Source organism: Chromobacterium sp. Panama (assembly GCF_003052555.1).
Lineage (GTDB): Bacteria > Pseudomonadota > Gammaproteobacteria > Burkholderiales > Chromobacteriaceae > Chromobacterium.
Window position 1 is genome coordinate 479,179 of the sequence record NZ_QARX01000001.1, and the last position, 18,521, is coordinate 497,699.

16 protein-coding genes are annotated in these 18,521 nt (G+C 63.9%); 10 read left to right on the forward strand and 6 right to left on the reverse strand.

Going from position 1 to position 18,521, the window contains the following annotated elements; translation table 11 throughout:
• Positions 1–1,640: condensation domain-containing protein (locus DB032_RS24040; RefSeq protein WP_158274221.1), on the reverse strand; the 1,640-nt coding region annotated here is incomplete at its 3' end.
• A 300-nt stretch (positions 1,641–1,940) separates the two neighbouring features.
• On the opposite strand from DB032_RS24040, the gene DB032_RS02250 reads away from it, so the two are divergent.
• The 5 genes from DB032_RS02250 (at position 1,941) to DB032_RS02270 (ending at position 8,916) form a co-directional block, all read left to right on the forward strand.
• Complete coding sequence (locus DB032_RS02250) at positions 1,941–3,695, forward strand: cholesterol oxidase substrate-binding domain-containing protein (RefSeq protein ID WP_107798083.1); 1,755 nt, start codon at positions 1,941–1,943, stop codon at positions 3,693–3,695.
• A 148-nt stretch (positions 3,696–3,843) separates the two neighbouring features.
• Positions 3,844–5,118, forward strand: coding sequence for a Y-family DNA polymerase (locus DB032_RS02255; RefSeq protein WP_107798084.1), 1,275 nt, complete (start codon positions 3,844–3,846; stop codon positions 5,116–5,118).
• Between the two features lie 51 nt (positions 5,119–5,169).
• Positions 5,170–6,669: an exonuclease domain-containing protein gene (locus tag DB032_RS02260; RefSeq protein WP_107798085.1), complete on the forward strand. Its 1,500-nt coding sequence runs from the start codon at positions 5,170–5,172 to the stop codon at positions 6,667–6,669.
• Between the two features lie 629 nt (positions 6,670–7,298).
• Positions 7,299–8,156, forward strand: a complete 858-nt coding sequence (locus DB032_RS02265) for a DMT family transporter (protein ID WP_199225792.1) — start codon at positions 7,299–7,301, stop codon at positions 8,154–8,156.
• A gap of 61 nt (positions 8,157–8,217) precedes the next feature.
• Positions 8,218–8,916 carry a B3/4 domain-containing protein gene (locus tag DB032_RS02270; RefSeq protein ID WP_107798086.1) on the forward strand — a complete coding sequence of 233 codons (699 nt, stop codon included), beginning with the start codon at positions 8,218–8,220 and terminating at the stop codon, positions 8,914–8,916.
• Between the two features lie 221 nt (positions 8,917–9,137).
• Here the strand turns inward: DB032_RS02270 and ubiB are convergent, their stop codons facing one another.
• From ubiB to queA, 5 genes are all read right to left on the reverse strand, one after another.
• On the reverse strand, positions 9,138–10,664 hold the full coding sequence (ubiB, locus tag DB032_RS02275) for a ubiquinone biosynthesis regulatory protein kinase UbiB (protein WP_107798087.1): 1,527 nt from the start codon (positions 10,662–10,664) through the stop codon (positions 9,138–9,140).
• A gap of 6 nt (positions 10,665–10,670) precedes the next feature.
• The gene (locus DB032_RS02280; protein WP_107798088.1) at positions 10,671–11,255 is read right to left on the reverse strand and encodes an SCP2 domain-containing protein; all 585 of its coding nucleotides are present in this window, start codon (positions 11,253–11,255) and stop codon (positions 10,671–10,673) included.
• 221 nt (positions 11,256–11,476) lie between these two features.
• Positions 11,477–12,211: a bifunctional demethylmenaquinone methyltransferase/2-methoxy-6-polyprenyl-1,4-benzoquinol methylase UbiE gene (ubiE, locus tag DB032_RS02285; RefSeq protein WP_048409245.1), complete on the reverse strand. Its 735-nt coding sequence runs from the start codon at positions 12,209–12,211 to the stop codon at positions 11,477–11,479.
• A 2-nt stretch (positions 12,212–12,213) separates the two neighbouring features.
• Positions 12,214–12,585 carry a gamma-butyrobetaine hydroxylase-like domain-containing protein gene (locus tag DB032_RS02290; RefSeq protein ID WP_107798089.1) on the reverse strand — a complete coding sequence of 124 codons (372 nt, stop codon included), beginning with the start codon at positions 12,583–12,585 and terminating at the stop codon, positions 12,214–12,216.
• 36 nt (positions 12,586–12,621) lie between these two features.
• Positions 12,622–13,644: a tRNA preQ1(34) S-adenosylmethionine ribosyltransferase-isomerase QueA gene (queA, locus tag DB032_RS02295; RefSeq protein WP_107798090.1), complete on the reverse strand. Its 1,023-nt coding sequence runs from the start codon at positions 13,642–13,644 to the stop codon at positions 12,622–12,624.
• 279 nt (positions 13,645–13,923) lie between these two features.
• On the opposite strand from queA, the gene aroQ reads away from it, so the two are divergent.
• The 5 genes from aroQ (at position 13,924) to DB032_RS02320 (ending at position 18,352) form a co-directional block, all read left to right on the forward strand.
• The gene (aroQ, locus tag DB032_RS02300) at positions 13,924–14,373 is read left to right on the forward strand and encodes a type II 3-dehydroquinate dehydratase (RefSeq protein WP_107801626.1); all 450 of its coding nucleotides are present in this window, start codon (positions 13,924–13,926) and stop codon (positions 14,371–14,373) included.
• 36 nt (positions 14,374–14,409) lie between these two features.
• Positions 14,410–14,865 carry an acetyl-CoA carboxylase biotin carboxyl carrier protein gene (accB, locus tag DB032_RS02305; protein WP_107798091.1) on the forward strand — a complete coding sequence of 152 codons (456 nt, stop codon included), beginning with the start codon at positions 14,410–14,412 and terminating at the stop codon, positions 14,863–14,865.
• Between the two features lie 126 nt (positions 14,866–14,991).
• On the forward strand, positions 14,992–16,350 hold the full coding sequence (gene accC / locus DB032_RS02310; protein WP_107798092.1) for an acetyl-CoA carboxylase biotin carboxylase subunit: 1,359 nt from the start codon (positions 14,992–14,994) through the stop codon (positions 16,348–16,350).
• Positions 16,350–17,246, forward strand: a complete 897-nt coding sequence (gene prmA / locus DB032_RS02315) for a 50S ribosomal protein L11 methyltransferase (RefSeq protein WP_107798093.1) — start codon at positions 16,350–16,352, stop codon at positions 17,244–17,246. Before accC ends, prmA begins: the two co-directional genes overlap by 1 nt.
• Positions 17,243–18,352 (forward strand): DUF3426 domain-containing protein, encoded by a 1,110-nt coding sequence (locus DB032_RS02320; protein ID WP_107798094.1) that lies wholly within the window; start codon positions 17,243–17,245, stop codon positions 18,350–18,352. Before prmA ends, DB032_RS02320 begins: the two co-directional genes overlap by 4 nt.
• Positions 18,353–18,521: the final 169 nt, after the last annotated feature.

Genomic DNA, 18,521 nt, shown 5'->3' on the forward strand with positions numbered 1-18,521 from the left:
TCGGCGGATTCGGCGTCGCCGACGACAACGTGGATGGCGCTGTCGCGAACCAGGAACTCCAGGCGCTCGGCGGGATAGCCGGGGTCCAGCGGCACATAGGCGGCGCCGGCTTTAAGGATGGCGAGGATGGCGACCAGCAGATCCGGCTGGCGCTGGCAGCAGAGGCCGACGCGCTGTTCCGGGCTGACGCCGAGCTGGAGCAATTGCCGGGCCAATTGATTGGCGCGGGCGTCCAGCTCGCGATAGCGCAGCACGGCGCTGTCGCCCTGGACGGCGATACGTTCAGGGAAGGCCTGAGCGGCGTGCTCGAACCAGCTGCACAGATCGGGATGCGGCGGCGTGACGGAAGCGGGCAAGGCGGCGGCGCGCGGCGGCTTGGCCAGCGTTTGCTGCGGATCGCGCAAGAGGCTGTGCAGCAAGGGTTCCACGCCGTCGATGAAGGCGGCGGCGTCCAGCTCGGCGAAGCCGGCCAGATTGTAATCGAGGTCCACTTTCACCGGCTGGCGGGAGTCCGCCTCGCGCACGAAGACCTTCAGCGGATAGTGCTGCGACAAGGCGCGCATCGCGGTCATATTGCTGACGGTGCCGTCGAACATGGCGTCGTAATCGTGCTTCTCAAACGACAGGCTGATTTCGTAGGGCAGCCGGTCTCGGCTGAGGCCTTCGGTTTCGCCTATCGGGAAGCGGTGATGGCGGAAGTCGGCTCTCAGCTCGCGCTGGATCAGGCTGAGCAGCTCGGCGAAGCTCCAGTGCGGCCGCAGCTTCAGACGCAGCGGGCACAGGCTGGCGAACAGGCCGGGGGTGTTCTTGGCCAAGGCGCTGCGGCGGTTGAGGATGGGCAGCGCCAGCAGCAGATCGTCGGCGCCGAATTCCCGCAGTGCGTGGGTGTAGATCAGGCCGATGAAAAAGTGGAAGACGGTGGCCTGGTGCGCGGCGGCCAGTTCGCCGATGCGGCTATAGCTTTCCGCCGATAGCTGGAAACTGCGCTGGCCGCAGGCCAGTTGTCCGCCGGCGTCGGCGAACAGCCGGGTTGAGTAGCCGGCGAGCTTGTCTTGCCAGTATTGCCGGTCTTTCTCGTAATGGCGCGACGCGTAGTAGCCGTCCTCTTCCTCCACCTGTTCGGCCGGCGTCATCGTCGACGCCGGTTCCGGCGACAGGCCTTGGCGCAGGCTGTTGTAGTAGCGGCATTTCTCGCCGTAGAGCCGGGCGATGGCCCAACCGTCGAAGGCGATGTGGTGGAAACGGCCGTACAGGATGAAATCCTCTTCCCCGTGCCGCAGCAGGGTGTAGGCGGCCAGCGGCGTTTGACCGTCGAAGGGGAAGGCGCGGGCGAAATCGCGCTCGGTCCATTGCTTGGCCGCGGCCTCCGGGTCCGCCTCGCCGCGGGTGTCTATCACCGTCAGCGGGCAAGGGTGGCGCGGGCAGAGCACTTGGCGCGGCTGACCGCCGGCTTCGTCTATGGCGATGCGCAGCGCCGGCGTGTGTTCCATCAGGGAGACGAGCGCGGTTCGCAGGGTTTCGATATCGAGAGCGCCCTGGATTTTGATGAAACCGCCGATATTGAACAGTTCGGGCGCGGAGAATAACGATTGATGAAAATAGATTTCCAGCTGCCGGCGTGTAAGCGGGAAGGTTTTCATTTGAGTTATTCCAATCTTATTTAGAAAGTATTATGCCGAAATATGCTTTTGTACTGCCTTGTGTGTCGCGTAAATCTACACCGATGTGAATTAAATTAGTGAAGCAATTTAACTGGTAAATAAGTCAGGTTTTTAATACTTGCGGTACATGATAGCGTCATTCTATTAAGATAATGGGATAGCTGATGCAGCGATTCGCATTATTGATTTTCAAATATTCTTGCTGAATACGGTTTAAATGCTGCTTGTTTAACTCGTATTGTTTTTATCTTTACTTTTGCATTTGCGAGGAGTTTTGAAATGAGTTCGAATGATGCGGAAAAACCCTTGGCCGCCAGCCGTCGCGACTTTTTGACCGGGGCCTTGAAATTGACTTCCGCCGGGGCTTTGGCGGGCTGGTTGCCGGCCGAGCGGATCATGGCGGCGAGGCTGACTTGCAGCCAGCCCAATAACTTCCCGGCGGACATTCCCCTATATAAGCAAAGCTTCAAAAACTGGGCCGGCGACATCAAGGTGGACGATGTCTGGACTTGCGCGCCGCGTTCCGCGGACGAAGTGGTGAAGGTGGCCAACTGGGCCAAGGACAACGGCTACAAGGTGCGCGCGCGCGGCATGATGCACAACTGGTCGCCGTTGACGCTGGCCGCCGGCGTCAGCTGCCCGGCGGTGGTCTTGCTGGACACCACGCGCTATCTGACCGCGATGTCCGTCGACGCCTCGGGCCCGGTGGCCAAGGTCACCGCCCAGGCCGGCATCACCATGGAAGCCTTGCTCACCGGAATGGAAAAGGCCGGTCTGGGCGTGACCGCCGCGCCGGCGCCCGGGGATCTGACCCTGGGCGGGGTGCTGGCCATCAACGGCCACGGCACCGCGATTCCGGCCAAGGGCGAACGCCGCCTGGCCGGCGCCAGCTACGGCTCGATCAGCAATCTGGTGCTCAGCCTCACCGCCGTGGTCTACGACAAGGCCAGCGGCAGCTACGCCTTGCGCAAGTTTGCCCGCAACGATCCGCAGATCGCGCCGCTGCTGGCGCACGTGGGCCGTTCGCTGATCGTGGAGGCCACTTTGCAGGCGGCGCCCAACCAGCGCTTGCGCTGTCAGAGCTGGTTCAATATTCCCTACGGCGAAATGTTCGCCGCGGCGGGCAGCGGCGGGCGCACCTTCGCCAGCTATCTGGACAGCGCCGGCCGGGTGGAGGCGATCTGGTTCCCCTTCACCAGCAATCCCTGGCTCAAGGTGTGGACGGTGACGCCGAACAAGCCGCTGTTCTCCCGTCAGACCGACAAGCCGTTCAACTACCCCTTCTCGGATAATCTGCCCGACGAAGTGACCGATCTGGCCAACAAGATTCTGTCGCTGGGCGACGGCAAGCTGACGCCGGCCTTCGGCAAGGCGCAGTTCGCCGCGGCCAGCGCCGGCCTGGTGGCGACGGCCAGCTGGGACCTGTGGGGCTGGTCCAAAAACCTGCTGCTCTACGTCAAGCCCACCACCTTGCGCGTCACCGCCAACGGCTACGCGGTGCTGACCCGCCGCGAAAACGTGCAGCGCGTGCTCAACGAGTTCGTCACCTTCTATCAGGCGCGGGTGCAGGCCTATCAGCAACAGGGCCGCTATCCGATGAACGGGCCGGTGGAAATCCGCGTGACCGGGCTGGACGATCCTAGCGAGACGGCCTTGAACGGCAGCGTGGCGCCGGCCTTGTCCGCCATCCGCCCGCGGCCGGACCATCCGGAATGGAACGCCGCGGTGTGGCTGGACATCCTGACGCTGCCGGGCACGCCTTACGCCAACCAGTTCTATCGCGAGATAGAGCAGTGGATCGAGGCCAATTTCAACGGCTCCTACGCGGCGGTGCGTCCGGAATGGTCCAAGGGCTGGGGCTATACCGACCAGGCGGCGTGGGCGGATTCCGCCATGCTGCAAACGACCATTCCCAACGCCTTCCGCGCCGGCCAGCCGGCGGCGGCCAATTGGGACGCGGCCAAGGCGGCGCTGGCGACGTATGACCCCTACCGCCTGTTCTCCTCGCCCTTGCTGGACAGCCTGGGCCTCTGAACGGCTTTCCGACGCTGGAGCCTGTTGAAGACGGCGCGCCCTCCGATGACGGCGCGCCGTTTTTTGCCGCGCGCTCGCCTCCGCCGGGCCGCGGGCGCTACACTGCAAGCATCGCCGCCGCGCCGGATTCGCGCCCCTTAGCCCAGCCATGTCCACCTGCTACGCCCAAGTCGATTGCAATTCCTTCTACGCTTCCTGCGAGCGGGTGTTCAACCCGCGCCTGGCCGGCGCGCCCATTGTCGTGTTGTCCAACAACGACGGCTGCATCGTGTCGCGCTCGGCCGAGGCCAAGGCGCTGGGCGTGCCGATGGGCGCGCCTTACTTCCTGCACAAGGCGCGGCTGGAGCAGCTGGGTGTGGCGGTGTTCTCGTCCAATTACACGCTGTACGGCGATTTGTCCGGCCGCGCGATGCGGCTATTGGCCGGCTTCGCGCGCGCGCAGGAGGTGTATTCGATAGACGAATGCTTTCTGGACATCGGCGGCGAACCGGAACCGGAGCGGCTGGCGCAGCGGATGCGCGACGCCATGTCGCGCGGCCTGGGCCTGCCGGTATGCGTCGGCATCGGCCCCAGCAAGACCTTGGCCAAGCTGGCCAACCACCTGGCCAAGCTGGACCCGTCCCGCGACGGGGTGATGAATCTGCAAGCGCTGGACGCGGCGGAGCGGCGAACGCTGCTGGCCGAGGTGGCGGTGGAGGAGATCTGGGGCGTGGGCCGCAAGCTGTCGGCCAAGCTGCGTCTGGAGCGCATCGGCCACGCCGCGGCGCTGGCGGCGGCGGACCGGGATTGGTTGATCCGCCGTTTCGGCGTCACCGTGGCGCGCATCGCCGACGAACTGGACGGCCTGTCCTGCCTGAGTCTGGAGGAGGCGCTGCCGCCGCGGCAATCCTTGATGTCCACGCGCTCCTTCGGCCACAAGGTGACGCGTTTGGAAGAGGCGCGCGAGGCGGTGGCGATGCACGCGGCGCAGGTGGCGGAGCGCTTGCGGCGCCAGGGCTCGCTGGCTTCCTTTCTGCAGGTGAGTTTGCAGCGCGGCGTGTATCAGCAAGGCACGGTGCAGCGGGACAGCGAGGTGGTGCCCTTGTTGCCGGCCAGCGCGGACAGCCGGGTGCTGGCGGCCGCGGCCGGGCGGGCGGTGGAGCGTTTGTGGCGGCCCGGCGCCGGCTATCAGAAATGCGGGGTGATGGCCTGGCAGCTGGTGGACGCGGAACGGGCGCAGCCGGATTTGTTCACGGAGGGACCGGATCCGGAAAAGGCGCGGCGCCTGATGGCGGCGCTGGACGCGATCAACCATCGCATGGGCCGCGGCACGGTCAAGCTGTTGGCGGAAGGGCTGGAGCAGCCGTGGAAGATGAAGCAGGACATGTTGTCGCCGGCCTACACCACGCGCTGGGAGGACATCCCGGTGGCGAAGGCGAAGTAGGCGCGGCCGGATGCGGCGGAAAGCGGATGGGGCCCCGGCTCTTGGAGTAAAATGCCGCTCTTGATTTGCAACCTGCGGGGCCAGGGCGGCGGCTATAGTGCAATCAAGCCGCCGCGCGCCGCACTTGAAAGCCAGACATTGAACCCTCTGTTTGCCCAGCCTTGCGCCATCGTCGACTTGGAAACCACCGGCGGCCACATCAGCCGCGACCGCATTACCGAGGTGGGCGTCATCCTGATCGACGGCGACCGGGTGGAGCGCTTCAGCTCTCTGATCAACCCCGGCCAGCCCATCCCTCCCTTCATCGAGAACATGACCGGCATCTCCGACGCCATGGTGGCGGCGGCGCCGAGCTTCGCCGATCTGGCCGAGCGCTTGCTGACCATGCTGTCCGGCCGCCTGTTCCTGGCGCACAACGCGCGCTTCGATTACGGCTTCCTGAAAAACGAATTCCGCCGCGCCGGACTGCGCTTTCAGAGCCAGTCGCTGTGCACGGTCAAGCTGTCGCGCCGGCTCTACCCGCAGTTTTTCAAGCACAGCCTGGACAGCCTGATAGAGCGTTACGACATCCGCCTGCCGGAGCGGCACCGGGCCTTGGCGGACGCGGAAGCGGTGCATCGCTTCCTCGGCATCGCCAGCCAGGAACTGGGCGAAGCGGCCGTGGGCGCGGCGATGGCGGCGGTATTGGCCGCGCCGCCGGAACTGGCCGGCCTGCCGGCGGCGCTGCAAGAGCAACTGGAGCTGCTGCCGGACGTGCCGGGGGTGTACGCGCTGTACGGGGAGGAGGGCAAACCCTTGTACGTGGGCAAGGGCGGCAATCTGCGCACGCGGGTGCTGGCGCATTTCGCCGCGGTCAAGGGCGGCGGCAAGAGCCGCGAAGTGCATATCGGCGAGCCCATCGGCCGGGTGGAGTGGCAGGAGACCCTGGGCGAGTTCGGCGCGCATTTGCTGGAACTGCGCTTGATTCACGCCTTGAAGCCGCAGCATAACCACCGCGGCAAGCTGAGCCCGGAGCTGTGTTCCATCCAGCTGGAGACGGAGGACGGCTTCACCCGCCCCAAGGTGGTGTACGCGCGCGAGCTGGATTTCAGCCGCACCGCGGATTTGTACGGCTTGTTCCGCCATGCGCGGGAGGCGCGCAAGATCCTGGCGGAAATCGCGCTGGGCAACGCGCTGTGCCAGTCGGTATTGGGCGTGGAGGCGGTGACCAGCCGCAAGGGCGCGCCGTGCGCGGCTTTGAAGCTGGGACGCTGCCGCGGCGCCTGCATCGGCCGCGAGCCGGCGGAGGTGCACAATATCCGGCTGCTGGGCGCCTTGGCCAAGTTGAAGGTGAAGGCTTGGCCGTTCGCCGGCGCCATCGCGGTGGTGGAAACCGACGAAGTGACCGGCGAGCGCGCCGAGCATGTGTTCGACCGCTGGTGCTATCTGGGCTCGCGCCAGGGCGACGGCGGCCCGCTGGAGGGCGCGCCGTCCTTCGATCTGGACAGCTACAAGCTGCTGGAAGGCTGGCTGCGCAAGCCGGCGGAGGGCACGGCGCTGCGCGAGCTGTGAATGGATGTGCTGTTGCATTCATGCCCGTCTCGGGCTTGGATAATCATGCGGGCACAGCTCAAACCGTGCCGGGCCGCCGCCGGAACCTTAAGGCGATGCGCGGAGGCGGGCGTTTCCCTTTTTCATTACACCGCCTCTGTCCGTCCTTTGCATGTCATGCTTATAAAAGGCTTGATGCCGCCGCCGGGCAAGCGTGGTCAACGGCGGGGCGGACATGAGATGCCTTGTTTTGTCCGTTCATTAAACTCCTGCTCAGCCTGTGCATAGGCAGCCGGCTTGTTGGCGTAAGCGGTATGAACGCCTGGGTCTCGGGAGAGATTCATGGTGCCCGCCCTTGCGAAAACCCAGGGCCCGCATTCCCCTTCAGAAAGTCAAAAGCATCTTGGCCGCCTTATTTGAAATGTATCGATGTGAATAAGTGCTGTATGGCATAACTTGCCCAGGAATTCGCTGAACGCCATCGCCATGGATGGATGCTTGCGAAGCGAACTTTCTTGGAAGCTACGAAAATCAATAGCTATTGACGATATTTTTAAAGGCTTGATTTTAAATAGCGCGTGAAGTAAATCCGTTTGTGAGCTTAGCCATGAACGGAGGTGGAATTGTCAAACCGCACTCTCGGATATCTGATGTTGACGTTGGCGATGATGACTGTTGGTTCTACCGTGATCGCTTCAAAATTCATCGCTGGGAGCATGCCTCCTTTTTTTGCGACGGCGCTGCGGTTTGCTCTCGCACTGCCTGTGTTGATTCCCTTGCTTCTCCTGCAGAGGGAGAGGTGGCCAAAACTGACGCGCAGCGACGGGTTTTTGCTTCTGCTCCAGGCGGGGGCGGGGAGCGTCGGTTACACGACCTTGTTGATTTCCGGCCTGTCCTATCTTCCGGCCGCCGATGCGGGCGTAATCATTGGAACGCTCCCCGCGGTCTCCGCGCTTTTTTCTGTCATGGTTTTGGGGGAGCGGCCAAGCGCGCGGCTGCTCATTGCGGTAGGGCTCGCCACCATTGGCGTGATGGCGGTGGCGTGGAAAGGCTCCGGGCCGCTGTCTCTCATCGGCATGGCCTGCATCTTGGGGGCCGTCGTCTGCGAAAGCGCTTTCATTCTGCTCAACAAGCGCATGCGAGTGCCTTTGCGGCCATTGTTGCAGACCACGGCGATGACGGTTCTGGGTCTGTTGGTGTCGCTGCCCGTTGCCTTCCTCGAGCTGCCGTTTGCCATGCCGGGTTCAGAGGCGATTGCGGCGGTGATCTGGTATGCGCTGGTGCCGACCGTCGGCGGTTTTCTGTTGTGGTATGGCGGGGCCGCGCGGGTAAGCGGAAGCGAGGCCGCCACATTCACCGCCGTTGCGCCCTTGACTGCGGTGCTGCTTGCCGCGCTGGTTCTGGGCGAACAAATTGAAATGAGCCAAGCCGTTGGCGTCGCGGCGGTGATGCTCGCCATTCTGGTGCTGACGATTCCGGCGCGTTTGAAGACGGTGCCGCAAGTGTGAGCGGCATTCGTTCATCCCGTGATGGAAAACCCAGGCATGACGACAAAGGGGGCTAGGAAAGATGTACTTTCATCATTCTGACGAAGTGTGGGGGCGATTCCCGGAACTGAGAGCCCTGGTTCTGGTTCTGCGACAGGCTGGAAACGCCGGACTGAATGCGGGAGCGCTTGACTCCACTTATGCAGAGGTTGCCGCTCTGCAGGCGGAGAGGGCCGAGAGCGAGGTCCCGTCGCTGCAGGCATGGCGCCAAACCTATGCTGAGATGGGTTTGAAGCCCACACAGTATCGCTGCGCGGCAGAGGCGCTGCTGCGTCGTTTCCGGAAGGAGGGATGCCTACCTCATGTCTTGCCGCTGATCGACGCGCTTAACGCGGAGTCCATGCATGCGGCCATTCCGATTGCGGCATTCGATTGCGCATGCCTTAGAGGAGGCGTGGTGGTCAGACCGGCGAACGGTCTGGAGGCGTATCAGGCATTTTCCGGCGAGATTGAGCGGCCGGCCGTGGGTGAAATCATTTTTGCCGATGAAGATCATCAGGCGCATTCCCGCCGCTGGGTTTTCCGGCAAGGCGCTCAGTCGGTGATTTCCCCGACCACGGACACCGTGCTGATGGTGGCCGAGGCGCTTCACCCGCAGGCATGGGAAGACTTGCAGGCCTTGCGTGATCGGATTGGCATCCGGATGGGTGAAATGGGCGTGGCGATTGCCGAGGAAGACATATTGTCGCCCTCAAACCGGCGTTTCGAGTTTTCCCTGTGAAGAATGGAAGAGCGGTCCGTCCCGTCAGCCGCACCCAATAAAGATAAAAGCCCCGCTTGGCTTGGCAAGGGGGCTTGCAGACTCATGGAGCGTCGTAATTGAAACGGGCGCTCCTGTTTGCAGGATGGCGGGCGGCTGAAGCTTGGACGCCTTGATCCCGCCATGCCTGCTTGAAGGCCTGATGAAGCAGGGCATGAATGAAATCATGCTTTACGAGGGCCTCAGAGCCAGTTCTTCAGCAGCAAGGCCGCCAGCAGGACGGCGATCAGCGCCAGCAGCCAGTTCTGGCGCTTCTGTTCCCGCATCAGCTGGATGTAGCCGCTGATCAGCAGCTCGCTGTTGGCGGAGGACAGCGCGTCATTCAGTTTGCGCGGCAGCGTGGGCAGGGTGGTGGCCCATTGCGGCGCTTCGTGCTTCAGCGTGCGCAGCAGGCCGCGCCAGCCTATCTGCTCGTTCATCCACTTGGTCAGGAAGGGCTTGGCGGTGTCCCACAGATCCAGATTGGGATCCAGCTGGCGGCCCAGGCCTTCGATATTGAGCAGGGTCTTTTGCAGCAGCACCAGTTGCGGCTGGATTTCCACATTGAAGCGGCGGCTGGTCTCGAACAGGCGCAGCAGCACCATGCCGAAGGAGATTTCCGACAGCGGCTTCTCGAAGATGGGTTCGCACACGGTGCGCACCGCCGCTTCCAGCTCCTCGGCGCGGGTGTCTTTCGGCACCCAGCCGGATTCGATGTGGGCGGTGGCCACGCGGTGGTAGTCGCGGTTGAAGAAGGCGAGGAAGTTGACCGCCAGATAGTGCTTGTCGGTGTCGGTCAGGGTGCCGACGATGCCGAAGTCCAGCGCGATGTAGCGGCCGTCGGCGGCGACGAAGATATTGCCCGGGTGCATGTCGGCGTGGAAGAAGCCGTGGCGGAACACCTGGGTGAAGAAGATTTCCACGCCGAAGCGGCTGAGCTTGGACAGGTCCACGCCGGCTTCGCGCAGCCGGTCCACCTGGCCCACCGGGATGCCGTGCATCCATTCCAGCGTCAGCACGTCGCGGCTGGTGTAGTCGTAGAACACCTCGGGCACGATCAGCATGTCCGAGTTCTTGAAGTTGCGGCGCAGCTGCGAGGCGTTGGCGGCCTCGTGCATCATGTCCAGTTCGTCGTGCAGGTATTTGTCGAACTCGGCCACCACTTCGCGCGGCTTCAGCCGCTTGCCGTCGGTGAACAGCTTCTCCACCCAGCCGGCCAGCGTGCCCATCAGCGCCAGGTCTTGCTCGATCACCGGCTGGATGCCGGGGCGCAGCACCTTGACCGCCACTTCGCGGCCGCGGCCGCCGTCGGGCCGGCGCAGCCAGGCCTTGTGCACCTGGGCTACGGAAGCGCTGGCCACCGGGGTGTTGTCGAAATCGACGTAGAGTTCGTCCACCTTGCGGCCCAGGCTGCGTTCTATCATCTCGCGCGCCTGCAGGCCGTCGTAGGGCGGCACCCGGTCTTGCAGCCGGGCCAGTTCGTCCGCGTAGTCCGGCGGCAGCAGATCGCGGCGGGTGGACAGCACCTGGCCGAATTTGACGAAGATGGGTCCCAGGCTTTCCAGCGCTAGCCGTACCCGCTGCGGCAGCGGCGCGCTGGTGTCGCGGCGCAGCGGCAGCAGGCCGAACAGCTTGTGGACGAAGCCGAGCTTGGAATGACCTTCCAGGAAGTCGTCCAGGCCGAAGCGGTAGAAGGTGGAAACGATCTTGATGAAGCGCGAAGTCCGCATGTGCCGTCAGGCCTTTGTCTGTTCTTGTTGCAGCGCGGCCTGCAGCCGCGCCAGGCGTTTTTCCAGGCGGCCGGCGTCGTCGCGCAAGGTGTCCACCGCGGCGACGAAGCCTTGTACCTGGCGGCGGCCGGCCAGCACCGGCGTTTCCTCGCGCAGATGCTCCACCCAGTTGGCGGCCAGCCGCCAGGCCACCTGGCCCTTGAAGCCGAGCAGGCCGCGCGCCAGGGTTTCCGCGCGCTGGGCGGCGGCGTCGCCCACCAGCCGGGACAGGTCCTCGGCGGCGTTCCATTGCAGGCGGCCCAGCAGGCGGCCGAGGGCGGCGGCCAGTTCGGCGTCGCCTTCCAGCTGGATGTCGCTCAGCGCCGGGTCGCGCCCGGCCGCCGCCGCCAGCGCGACGGCGTGTTTGAGCCGCACCGTGGCTTCCGGCTCGCCCTCGCAGGCGGCCAGCCAGCCGTCGTCGGTGAACACGCCGGCCACGTGGAAGGGCGGCAGCGCCACGGCGACGCGCCGGCCGGCGTGCGCGGCCAGTTCCGCCCGCACCGCCGGGTGTTGGTTCAACAGGTGGTTGAATGCCGCGATCTGGATGCCCATGCGCTGTCTCCGCCGTGATTGGAAGGTGAAAGGGTCTAAGGCCGCATTGCTGGAGCGCCGCGGATCGTAATCAGGCTCTTAGAAGCTGTTCAAAGTCTTGCGAGCCAGAGCGAGACAAGGCGAAAACGAGCGAAAAAGCGGAATGTACACCTGGCACATGAGCATTTTGAGCTTGGTTTCAACGCCGTATCGCTGACGCGCAGCAGACTTTGAGCAGGGTCTTAGAACTTGTAGCCCTTGTGCAGGGCCACCACGCCGCCGCTCATATTGTGGTAATCCACCTTGCCGAAGCCGGCGTCCAGCATCATCTGCTTCAGCGTTTCCTGATCGGGATGCATGCGGATGGATTCGGCCAGGTACTGGTAGCTGTCGGGGTCGTTAGCCACCAACTTGCCCATCACCGGCAGCGCCTTGAAGGAGTAGAAATCGTAGAACGGCGACAGCGGTTTCCAGACTTTGGAGAACTCCAGCACCATCAGCTTGCCGCCCGGCTTCAGCACCCGGCACATTTCCTTCAGCGCCGCGTCCTTGTGGGTCATATTGCGCAGGCCGAAAGCCACCGACACCGCGTCGAAGTAATTGTCGGGGAAGGGCAGCTTCTCGGCGTCGGCCAAGGACACCGGCAGCACCAGGCCGTCGTCCAGCAGCCGGTCGCGGCCCACGGTCAGCATGGAGCTGTTGATGTCGGTCAGCCACACTTCGCCGCTCTTGCCCACGCGCTTGGCCCAGCCGCGCGACAGGTCGCCGGTGCCGCCGGCGATGTCCAGCACCTTGTCGCCGGCCTTGACGCCGGAAGTGGTCAGGGTGAAGTGTTTCCACACCCGGTGCAGCCCGCCGGACATCAGGTCGTTCATCACATCGTATTTCTTGGCCACCGAGTGGAACACATCGGCCACCTTGGCGGCTTTTTCGCTTTCGGCAACGGTCTTGAAGCCGAAGTGGGTCGTCTTGTCCATGGTCACTCCCTGCTCGCGCCTGCGGCGGCGAGGCGATTGAGATAATCCTGCCAGTACTGGTCGCGCTTGGCGCCCAGCTCGTATAGATAGCTCCAGCTGTACAGTCCGCTGTCGTGGCCGTCGTCGAAGGTGATCTTCAGCGCGTAATGGCCCACCGGCTCCAGCGCGGTGACGGCGACATGGCGCTTGCCCACTTGCAGCACTTCCTGGCCGGCGCCGTGGCCGCGCACTTCCGCCGAGGGCGAGTAGACGCGCAGGTATTCGCAGGGCAGCTCGAAGCGGGCGCCGTCGTCGAAGCTGATTTCCAGCACGCGCGACACCGCGTGCAGCTGGATTTCCTGCGGCGCGGGCGCGTCGGGAGAGAGTCCGGACATGGTCTGATCCTCAAAGGCGGCCGATTAAGCCGCGCATCAGTCTTTGCGTTCCAGCAGCATGGCGTCGCCGTAGCTGAAGAAACGGTATTCCTGCTCCACCGCGTGCTGGTAGGCGGCGCGGATTTCCTCGTAGCCGGCGAAGGCGGACACCAACATCAGCAGCGTGGACTTGGGCAGGTGGAAATTGGTCAGCAGGCGGTCCACCACCCGGAAGCGGTAGCCCGGGGTGATGAAGATGTCGGTTTCGCCGCAGCCGGCGGCCAGTTCGCCGTCGCGCGCGGCGGATTCCAGCGCGCGCATGCTGGTGGTGCCCACCGACAGCACTTTGCGGCCGGCGGCGTGGGCTTCTGCGATCAGCGCGCGAGTGGTTTCCGGCACTTCGTAGATTTCGCTGTGCATCTTGTGCTCGGCGATATTGTCCACCCGCACCGGCTGGAAGGTGCCGGCGCCGACGTGCAGGGTGACGTAGGCCAGTTGCACGCCCTTGGCGCGCAGCTGTTCCAGCATGTCTTCGGTGAAGTGCAGGCCGGCGGTGGGCGCGGCCACCGCGCCGCGCTCGCGGGCGTAGACGGTTTGGTAGCGCTCGTCATCCTCGTGGCCGGCGCCGCGTTCTATATAAGGCGGCAGCGGCAGCTTGCCGGAAGCTTCCAGGATGTCGAAGAGATTGTCCTCGGCCAGGAAGCGCAGCTTGAACAGTTCGCCGTGGCGCTCTACCATTTCCGCCTCCCAGCGATCGGCGAAGATCAGCCGGGTGCCGGGTTTGGGCGATTTGGACGCGCGGACGTGGGCCAGCGCGGTATGCGCGTCCAGCACGCGTTCTATCAGCGCCTCGATCTTGCCGCCGCTGGCTTTTTCGCCGAACAGCCGCGCCTTGATCACGCGGGTGTCGTTGAACACCATCACGTCGCCGGGGCTGATGTGGTCGATGAAGTCGCTGAAGCGCAGATTGGCGCGGTCATGGCCGGCCACGCGCAGCAGGCGGCTGGCGCCGCGCTCTGCCGGAGGGTGCTGGGCGATCAGGCGCTCGGGCAGGTGGTAGTCGAAGTCGGAAAGCTGCATAAGGCGTAAAAGATTCAGAATCGGCAAATTATACCCGCGCCGCCGCCGGCCGGCATCAGCTTAGTGAGCGAAGTGGCGGGATTTGCGCTGAATCAACATCGATTTTCGGCCAGGCGGTAAAAACTTGCCAGGCGGAAAAACGCCCGTGGATACTAGTGCTTTGACTCGAAGATCCGCCGTGTTCGCCATCCAAACAAATGTTTGAAATGATGCAAAAGCTAGACATCTTGCAGCGAATTGCGGCAAACTCGCGCCCAAGATGATAAACAGGAGCAGGCTTTGACCGGAAAAATCCTCGTGTTGCACGGCCCCAACCTCAATCTGCTGGGACAGCGGGAGCCGCAGCACTACGGCCGGGAAACGCTTGACGATATCAACCAGCGGCTGGAACAGCAGGCTAGCGCCGCGGGGTTTGAATTGTCGGCATTGCAGAGCAATGCGGAACATGTGTTGATTGATCGCGTGCAGCAGTGCCTGCATGACGGTACTGCCTTCATTCTGGTCAATCCGGCCGCTTTCACCCATACCAGCGTCGCCTTGCGCGACGCGCTGGCGGCGGTGCAAGTGCCGTTTATCGAAGTCCACCTTTCCAACGTTCATGCCCGCGAACCGTTCCGCAAGCATTCCTATTTCTCCGACCTCGCGGTCGGCGTGATCTGCGGACTCGGCGCCCACGGCTATGAACTGGCGCTTGCGCACGCCATCCGGCATCTTGCCGCGCAGGCCTAACTCACTCTACCGAATATCCCACTCGAAGGATTATCAATGGATCTCCGTAAACTCAAGAAGCTGATCGATCTCGTCGAGGAATCCGGCATCGCCGAACTCGAAGTGACCGAGGGGGAAGAAAAAGTCCGCATTACCCGCGTATCCGCCGCGCCGCAGATGGCCTACGCTCAGCCGATGACCGCGCTGCAAGTGCCCAACGCCCAAGCCGCCGCCGTGGCCGCGCCGGCAGCCGAAGCCGCCGCGCCGGCCAACAACGACAAGAACGCGATGAAGTCGCCGATGGTGGGCACCTTCTATCGCTCGCCGAGCCCGGGCGCCAAGAGCTTCATCGAAGTGGGCCAGAGCGTCAACGCCGGCGACACCCTGTGCATCATCGAAGCGATGAAGCTGATGAACGAGATCGAAGCCGACCGCTCCGGCGTGGTCAAGGCCGTTCTGGTCGAAGACGGCCAGCCGGTGGAATTCGGCGAGCCGTTGTTCATCATCGAGTAAGCCAGACGACAGGCAGACGGCAAGGGGGCACGGCGCAGCGTCTGTGCCCTTGTCGTTTGCCACGACAGCATTGGCGGCCCCCGCCGGCGACGACGCCGGCCGCGGAATCCGCCAGCGGAGAATTCCATGTTTGAAAAAATTCTGATTGCCAACCGGGGTGAAATCGCCCTGCGCATCCAGCGCGCCTGCCGCGAGATGGGCATTAAGACCGTGGTGGTGCATTCCGAGGCCGATCGCGAAGCCAAGTACGTGAAGCTGGCCGACGAATCGGTCTGCATCGGCCCGGCGCCCAGCGGCAAGAGCTATCTGAACGTGCCGGCCCTGATCGCCGCCGCCGAGGTGACCGATTCCCAGGCCATCCACCCGGGTTACGGCTTCCTGTCGGAAAACGCCGACTTCGCCGAGCGCGTCGAGCAGTCCGGCTTCGTGTTCATCGGTCCGCGTCCGGACACCATCCGTCAGATGGGCGACAAGGTGTCGGCCAAGAACGCGATGATAGAAGCGGGCGTGCCCTGCGTGCCGGGCTCCGAAGGCGCTTTGCCGGACGATCCGGCCGAGATCGTCAAGATCGCCAAGAAGATCGGTTTCCCGGTGATCATCAAGGCCGCCGGCGGCGGCGGCGGTCGCGGCATGCGCGTGGTGCATACCGAGGGCGCGCTGATCAATTCGGTGCAGATGACCCGCACCGAAGCCGGCGCGGCTTTCGGCAATCCCACCGTCTACATGGAAAAATTCCTGGAAGAGCCGCGCCACATCGAAATCCAGATTCTGGCCGACGAATACGGCAACGCCATCTATCTGGGCGAGCGCGACTGCTCCATGCAGCGCCGCCACCAGAAGATCATCGAGGAAGCGCCTGCGCCGGGCATCACCGACAAGCAGCGCCAGAAGATTGGCGAAGCTTGCGCCGAAGCCTGCCGCCGCATCGGCTACCGCGGCGCCGGCACTTTTGAGTTCCTGTTCGAGCGCGGCGAGTTCTACTTCATCGAGATGAACACCCGCGTGCAGGTTGAGCACCCGGTGACCGAGATGATCACCGGCATCGACATCGTGCAGGAACAGATCCGCATCGCCGCCGGCGAGAAACTGCGCTACAAACAGAAGGACGTGGTGTTGCGCGGCCATGCGATGGAGTGCCGGATCAACGCCGAGGACCCGTTCACCTTCGTGCCGTCCCCGGGCAAGATCGAAAGCTATCACCCGGCCGGCGGCCCGGGCATCCGCATCGATTCGCATATTTACCAGGGCTACACCGTGCCTTCGCATTACGATTCCATGGTGGGCAAGCTGATCGCCTTTGGCGATACCCGCGAGCAGGCGATGGCGCGGATGCGGGTGGCGCTGTCGGAAATCTCCATTTCCGGCATCAAGACCAATATCCCGCTGCATCAGGAACTGTTCATGGACGCGGCCTTCCAGCGCGGCGGCACGTGCATTCACTATCTGGAGCAGCGTTTGTCGCAGCAGAAAAAAGGGGGCGCGTGATGGCCTGGCTGCAAGCCACCATTGACGCCGAGTCAACCGTCGCCGAGCGTCTGGCCGACGCGCTGATGGACGCCGGCGCGCTGTCCACCGCGATCGAAGACGCTTTTGCCGGCACCGAGCGCGAAGAGCCGATTTTCGGCGAACCCGGCGAGCCGGTGGACAAGCTGTGGAGCCGCAGCCGCATCATCACGCTGTTTGATGAAGCGGCCGACGTGGCCCTGCTGATCGCCGCCGCCGCCAACGCCTGCGGTCTGGCCCTGCCCAGCTACAATGTGGAGCGGGTGGAAGAGCAGGACTGGGTGCGTCTGACCCAGTCGCAGTTCGACCCGATCCGGATTTCCGACCGCCTGTGGATCACGCCGACCTGGCACGAGCCGCCGGCGCCGAACGCGGTCAATCTGCAACTGGATCCGGGCCTGGCCTTCGGCACCGGCAGCCATCCGACCACGCGCTTGTGCCTGCAATGGCTGGACGCCCAGCTGCAAGGCGGCGAAAGCGTGCTGGACTACGGCTGCGGTTCCGGCATTCTCGCCATCGCCGCGCTCAAGCTGGGCGCGGCCTCCGCCTTGGGCGTGGACATCGACGCGCAGGCGGTGCGGGCCAGCCAGGACAACGCGGAACAGAACCAGGTCAAGGCGGACTTCTGTCTGCCTGACCAGAACCCGGAAGCGGTCTACGACGTGGTACTGGCCAATATTCTGGCCAATCCGCTGCGCATGTTGGGCCAGTTGCTGGCGAGCCACGTCAAAACCGGTGGTAGAATCGTGCTTTCAGGCATTCTCGCCGAACAAGCCGAAGAACTGTCGGCCATCTATGAACAGTGGTTCCAGATGGACGCTCCGGTGTTCGACGAAGGATGGACCAGACTGACAGGAACCCGACGCCCCACGGTATGACATATACGACACAGTGCCCCAATTGCCAGACACGCTTCAAGGTCAATGATGCCCAATTAGCGGCCGCCAATGGCTTGGTGCGCTGCGGGCGCTGTTCGCATGTGTTCAACGCCACCGAGCATTTCGTCGCGGCGGAAGCGCCGCCGGCGGAACCTCCGCGCGCCGCGGCGCCGCCGCCCGTCCAGACTCAGGCTCGGCAGAGCGAGGCGCTGGACGATTTCGAGCTGGAAGTGCCGGATTTCGATCCGGGCTCCAGCGCGACGGAAGCGCCACCGGACGAACTGCTGATGCCGCCGCCGATGGCGGAGGCGGAGGAAGCCCCGGCCGCGCGCGCCGATGTCGAGGAGTTCCAGCGCGCACTGGCGGAGGCGATGCAGAATCGCCATGTCAGCGCGCCGCTGGGCAACCCCTTTGACGCCGAGCCGCCTGCCGCGGCGGAACCCGCGCCGGAGGTGTTCGGCAACCGCCGCCGCCCCGCGCCGGAGCCGGTGGCGGAGCCTGCGCCGGCAGCGGTTCCGGAACCCAAGTTCGAAGAGCCGCCCGCCAAGCCGGCGCCGGAGGCGCGCGTCGAGCCGCCGTCCAGCCACGGCGAAGACGAGCCGGACGAATCGCCGCGAAGACGCCATCCGGCGCTGACCTTCCTGGCCGTCGTCGCCTCGGCGATAGGCGTGCTGGTGTTGGCCGGCCAATTGGTGTATTTCAACCGCACCCGCATCGCCGCGGAAGTGCCGGAATTGCGCCCGACGCTGGAAAACCTCTGCGGCGCCGTAGGCTGCGCCGTGCCCTGGCCCACCGATATCGCCCGCGTGCGCACGGAGTGGTCGGAACTGGCCTTCGTCCCGGATTTCCCCAATCTGATCCAGCTGTCCGCCACGCTGAAGAACCACGCCACTTACTCCCAGGCCTATCCGATGCTGGAAGTGACGCTGAAGGACTCGGACGACCAGGTGCTGATCCGCAAGGTGTTCGCGCCCAAGGAGTATTTGAAGCCGGACGATTTCAAGCTCGGCCATTTCAATTCCAATAGCGAGGTCAAGGTCACCATGCGGCTGGACGCCGGCAAGGTGCATGCGATGGGGTATAGCCTTTATTGGTTCTATCCTTAAGAGCCTGTTTACGATCTGCTACGCGTCGGCGGAATAGTTAGACAAGGGCGTTAAAAACGCTTTCAGAATGCTCATGTACCACCTGTACATTCCGCTTCTTCAACCGTTTTCGCCTTGTCTCGCCCTAGCTCGCGAGATCGTAAACAGGTTCTAAGATCCATGGATCATC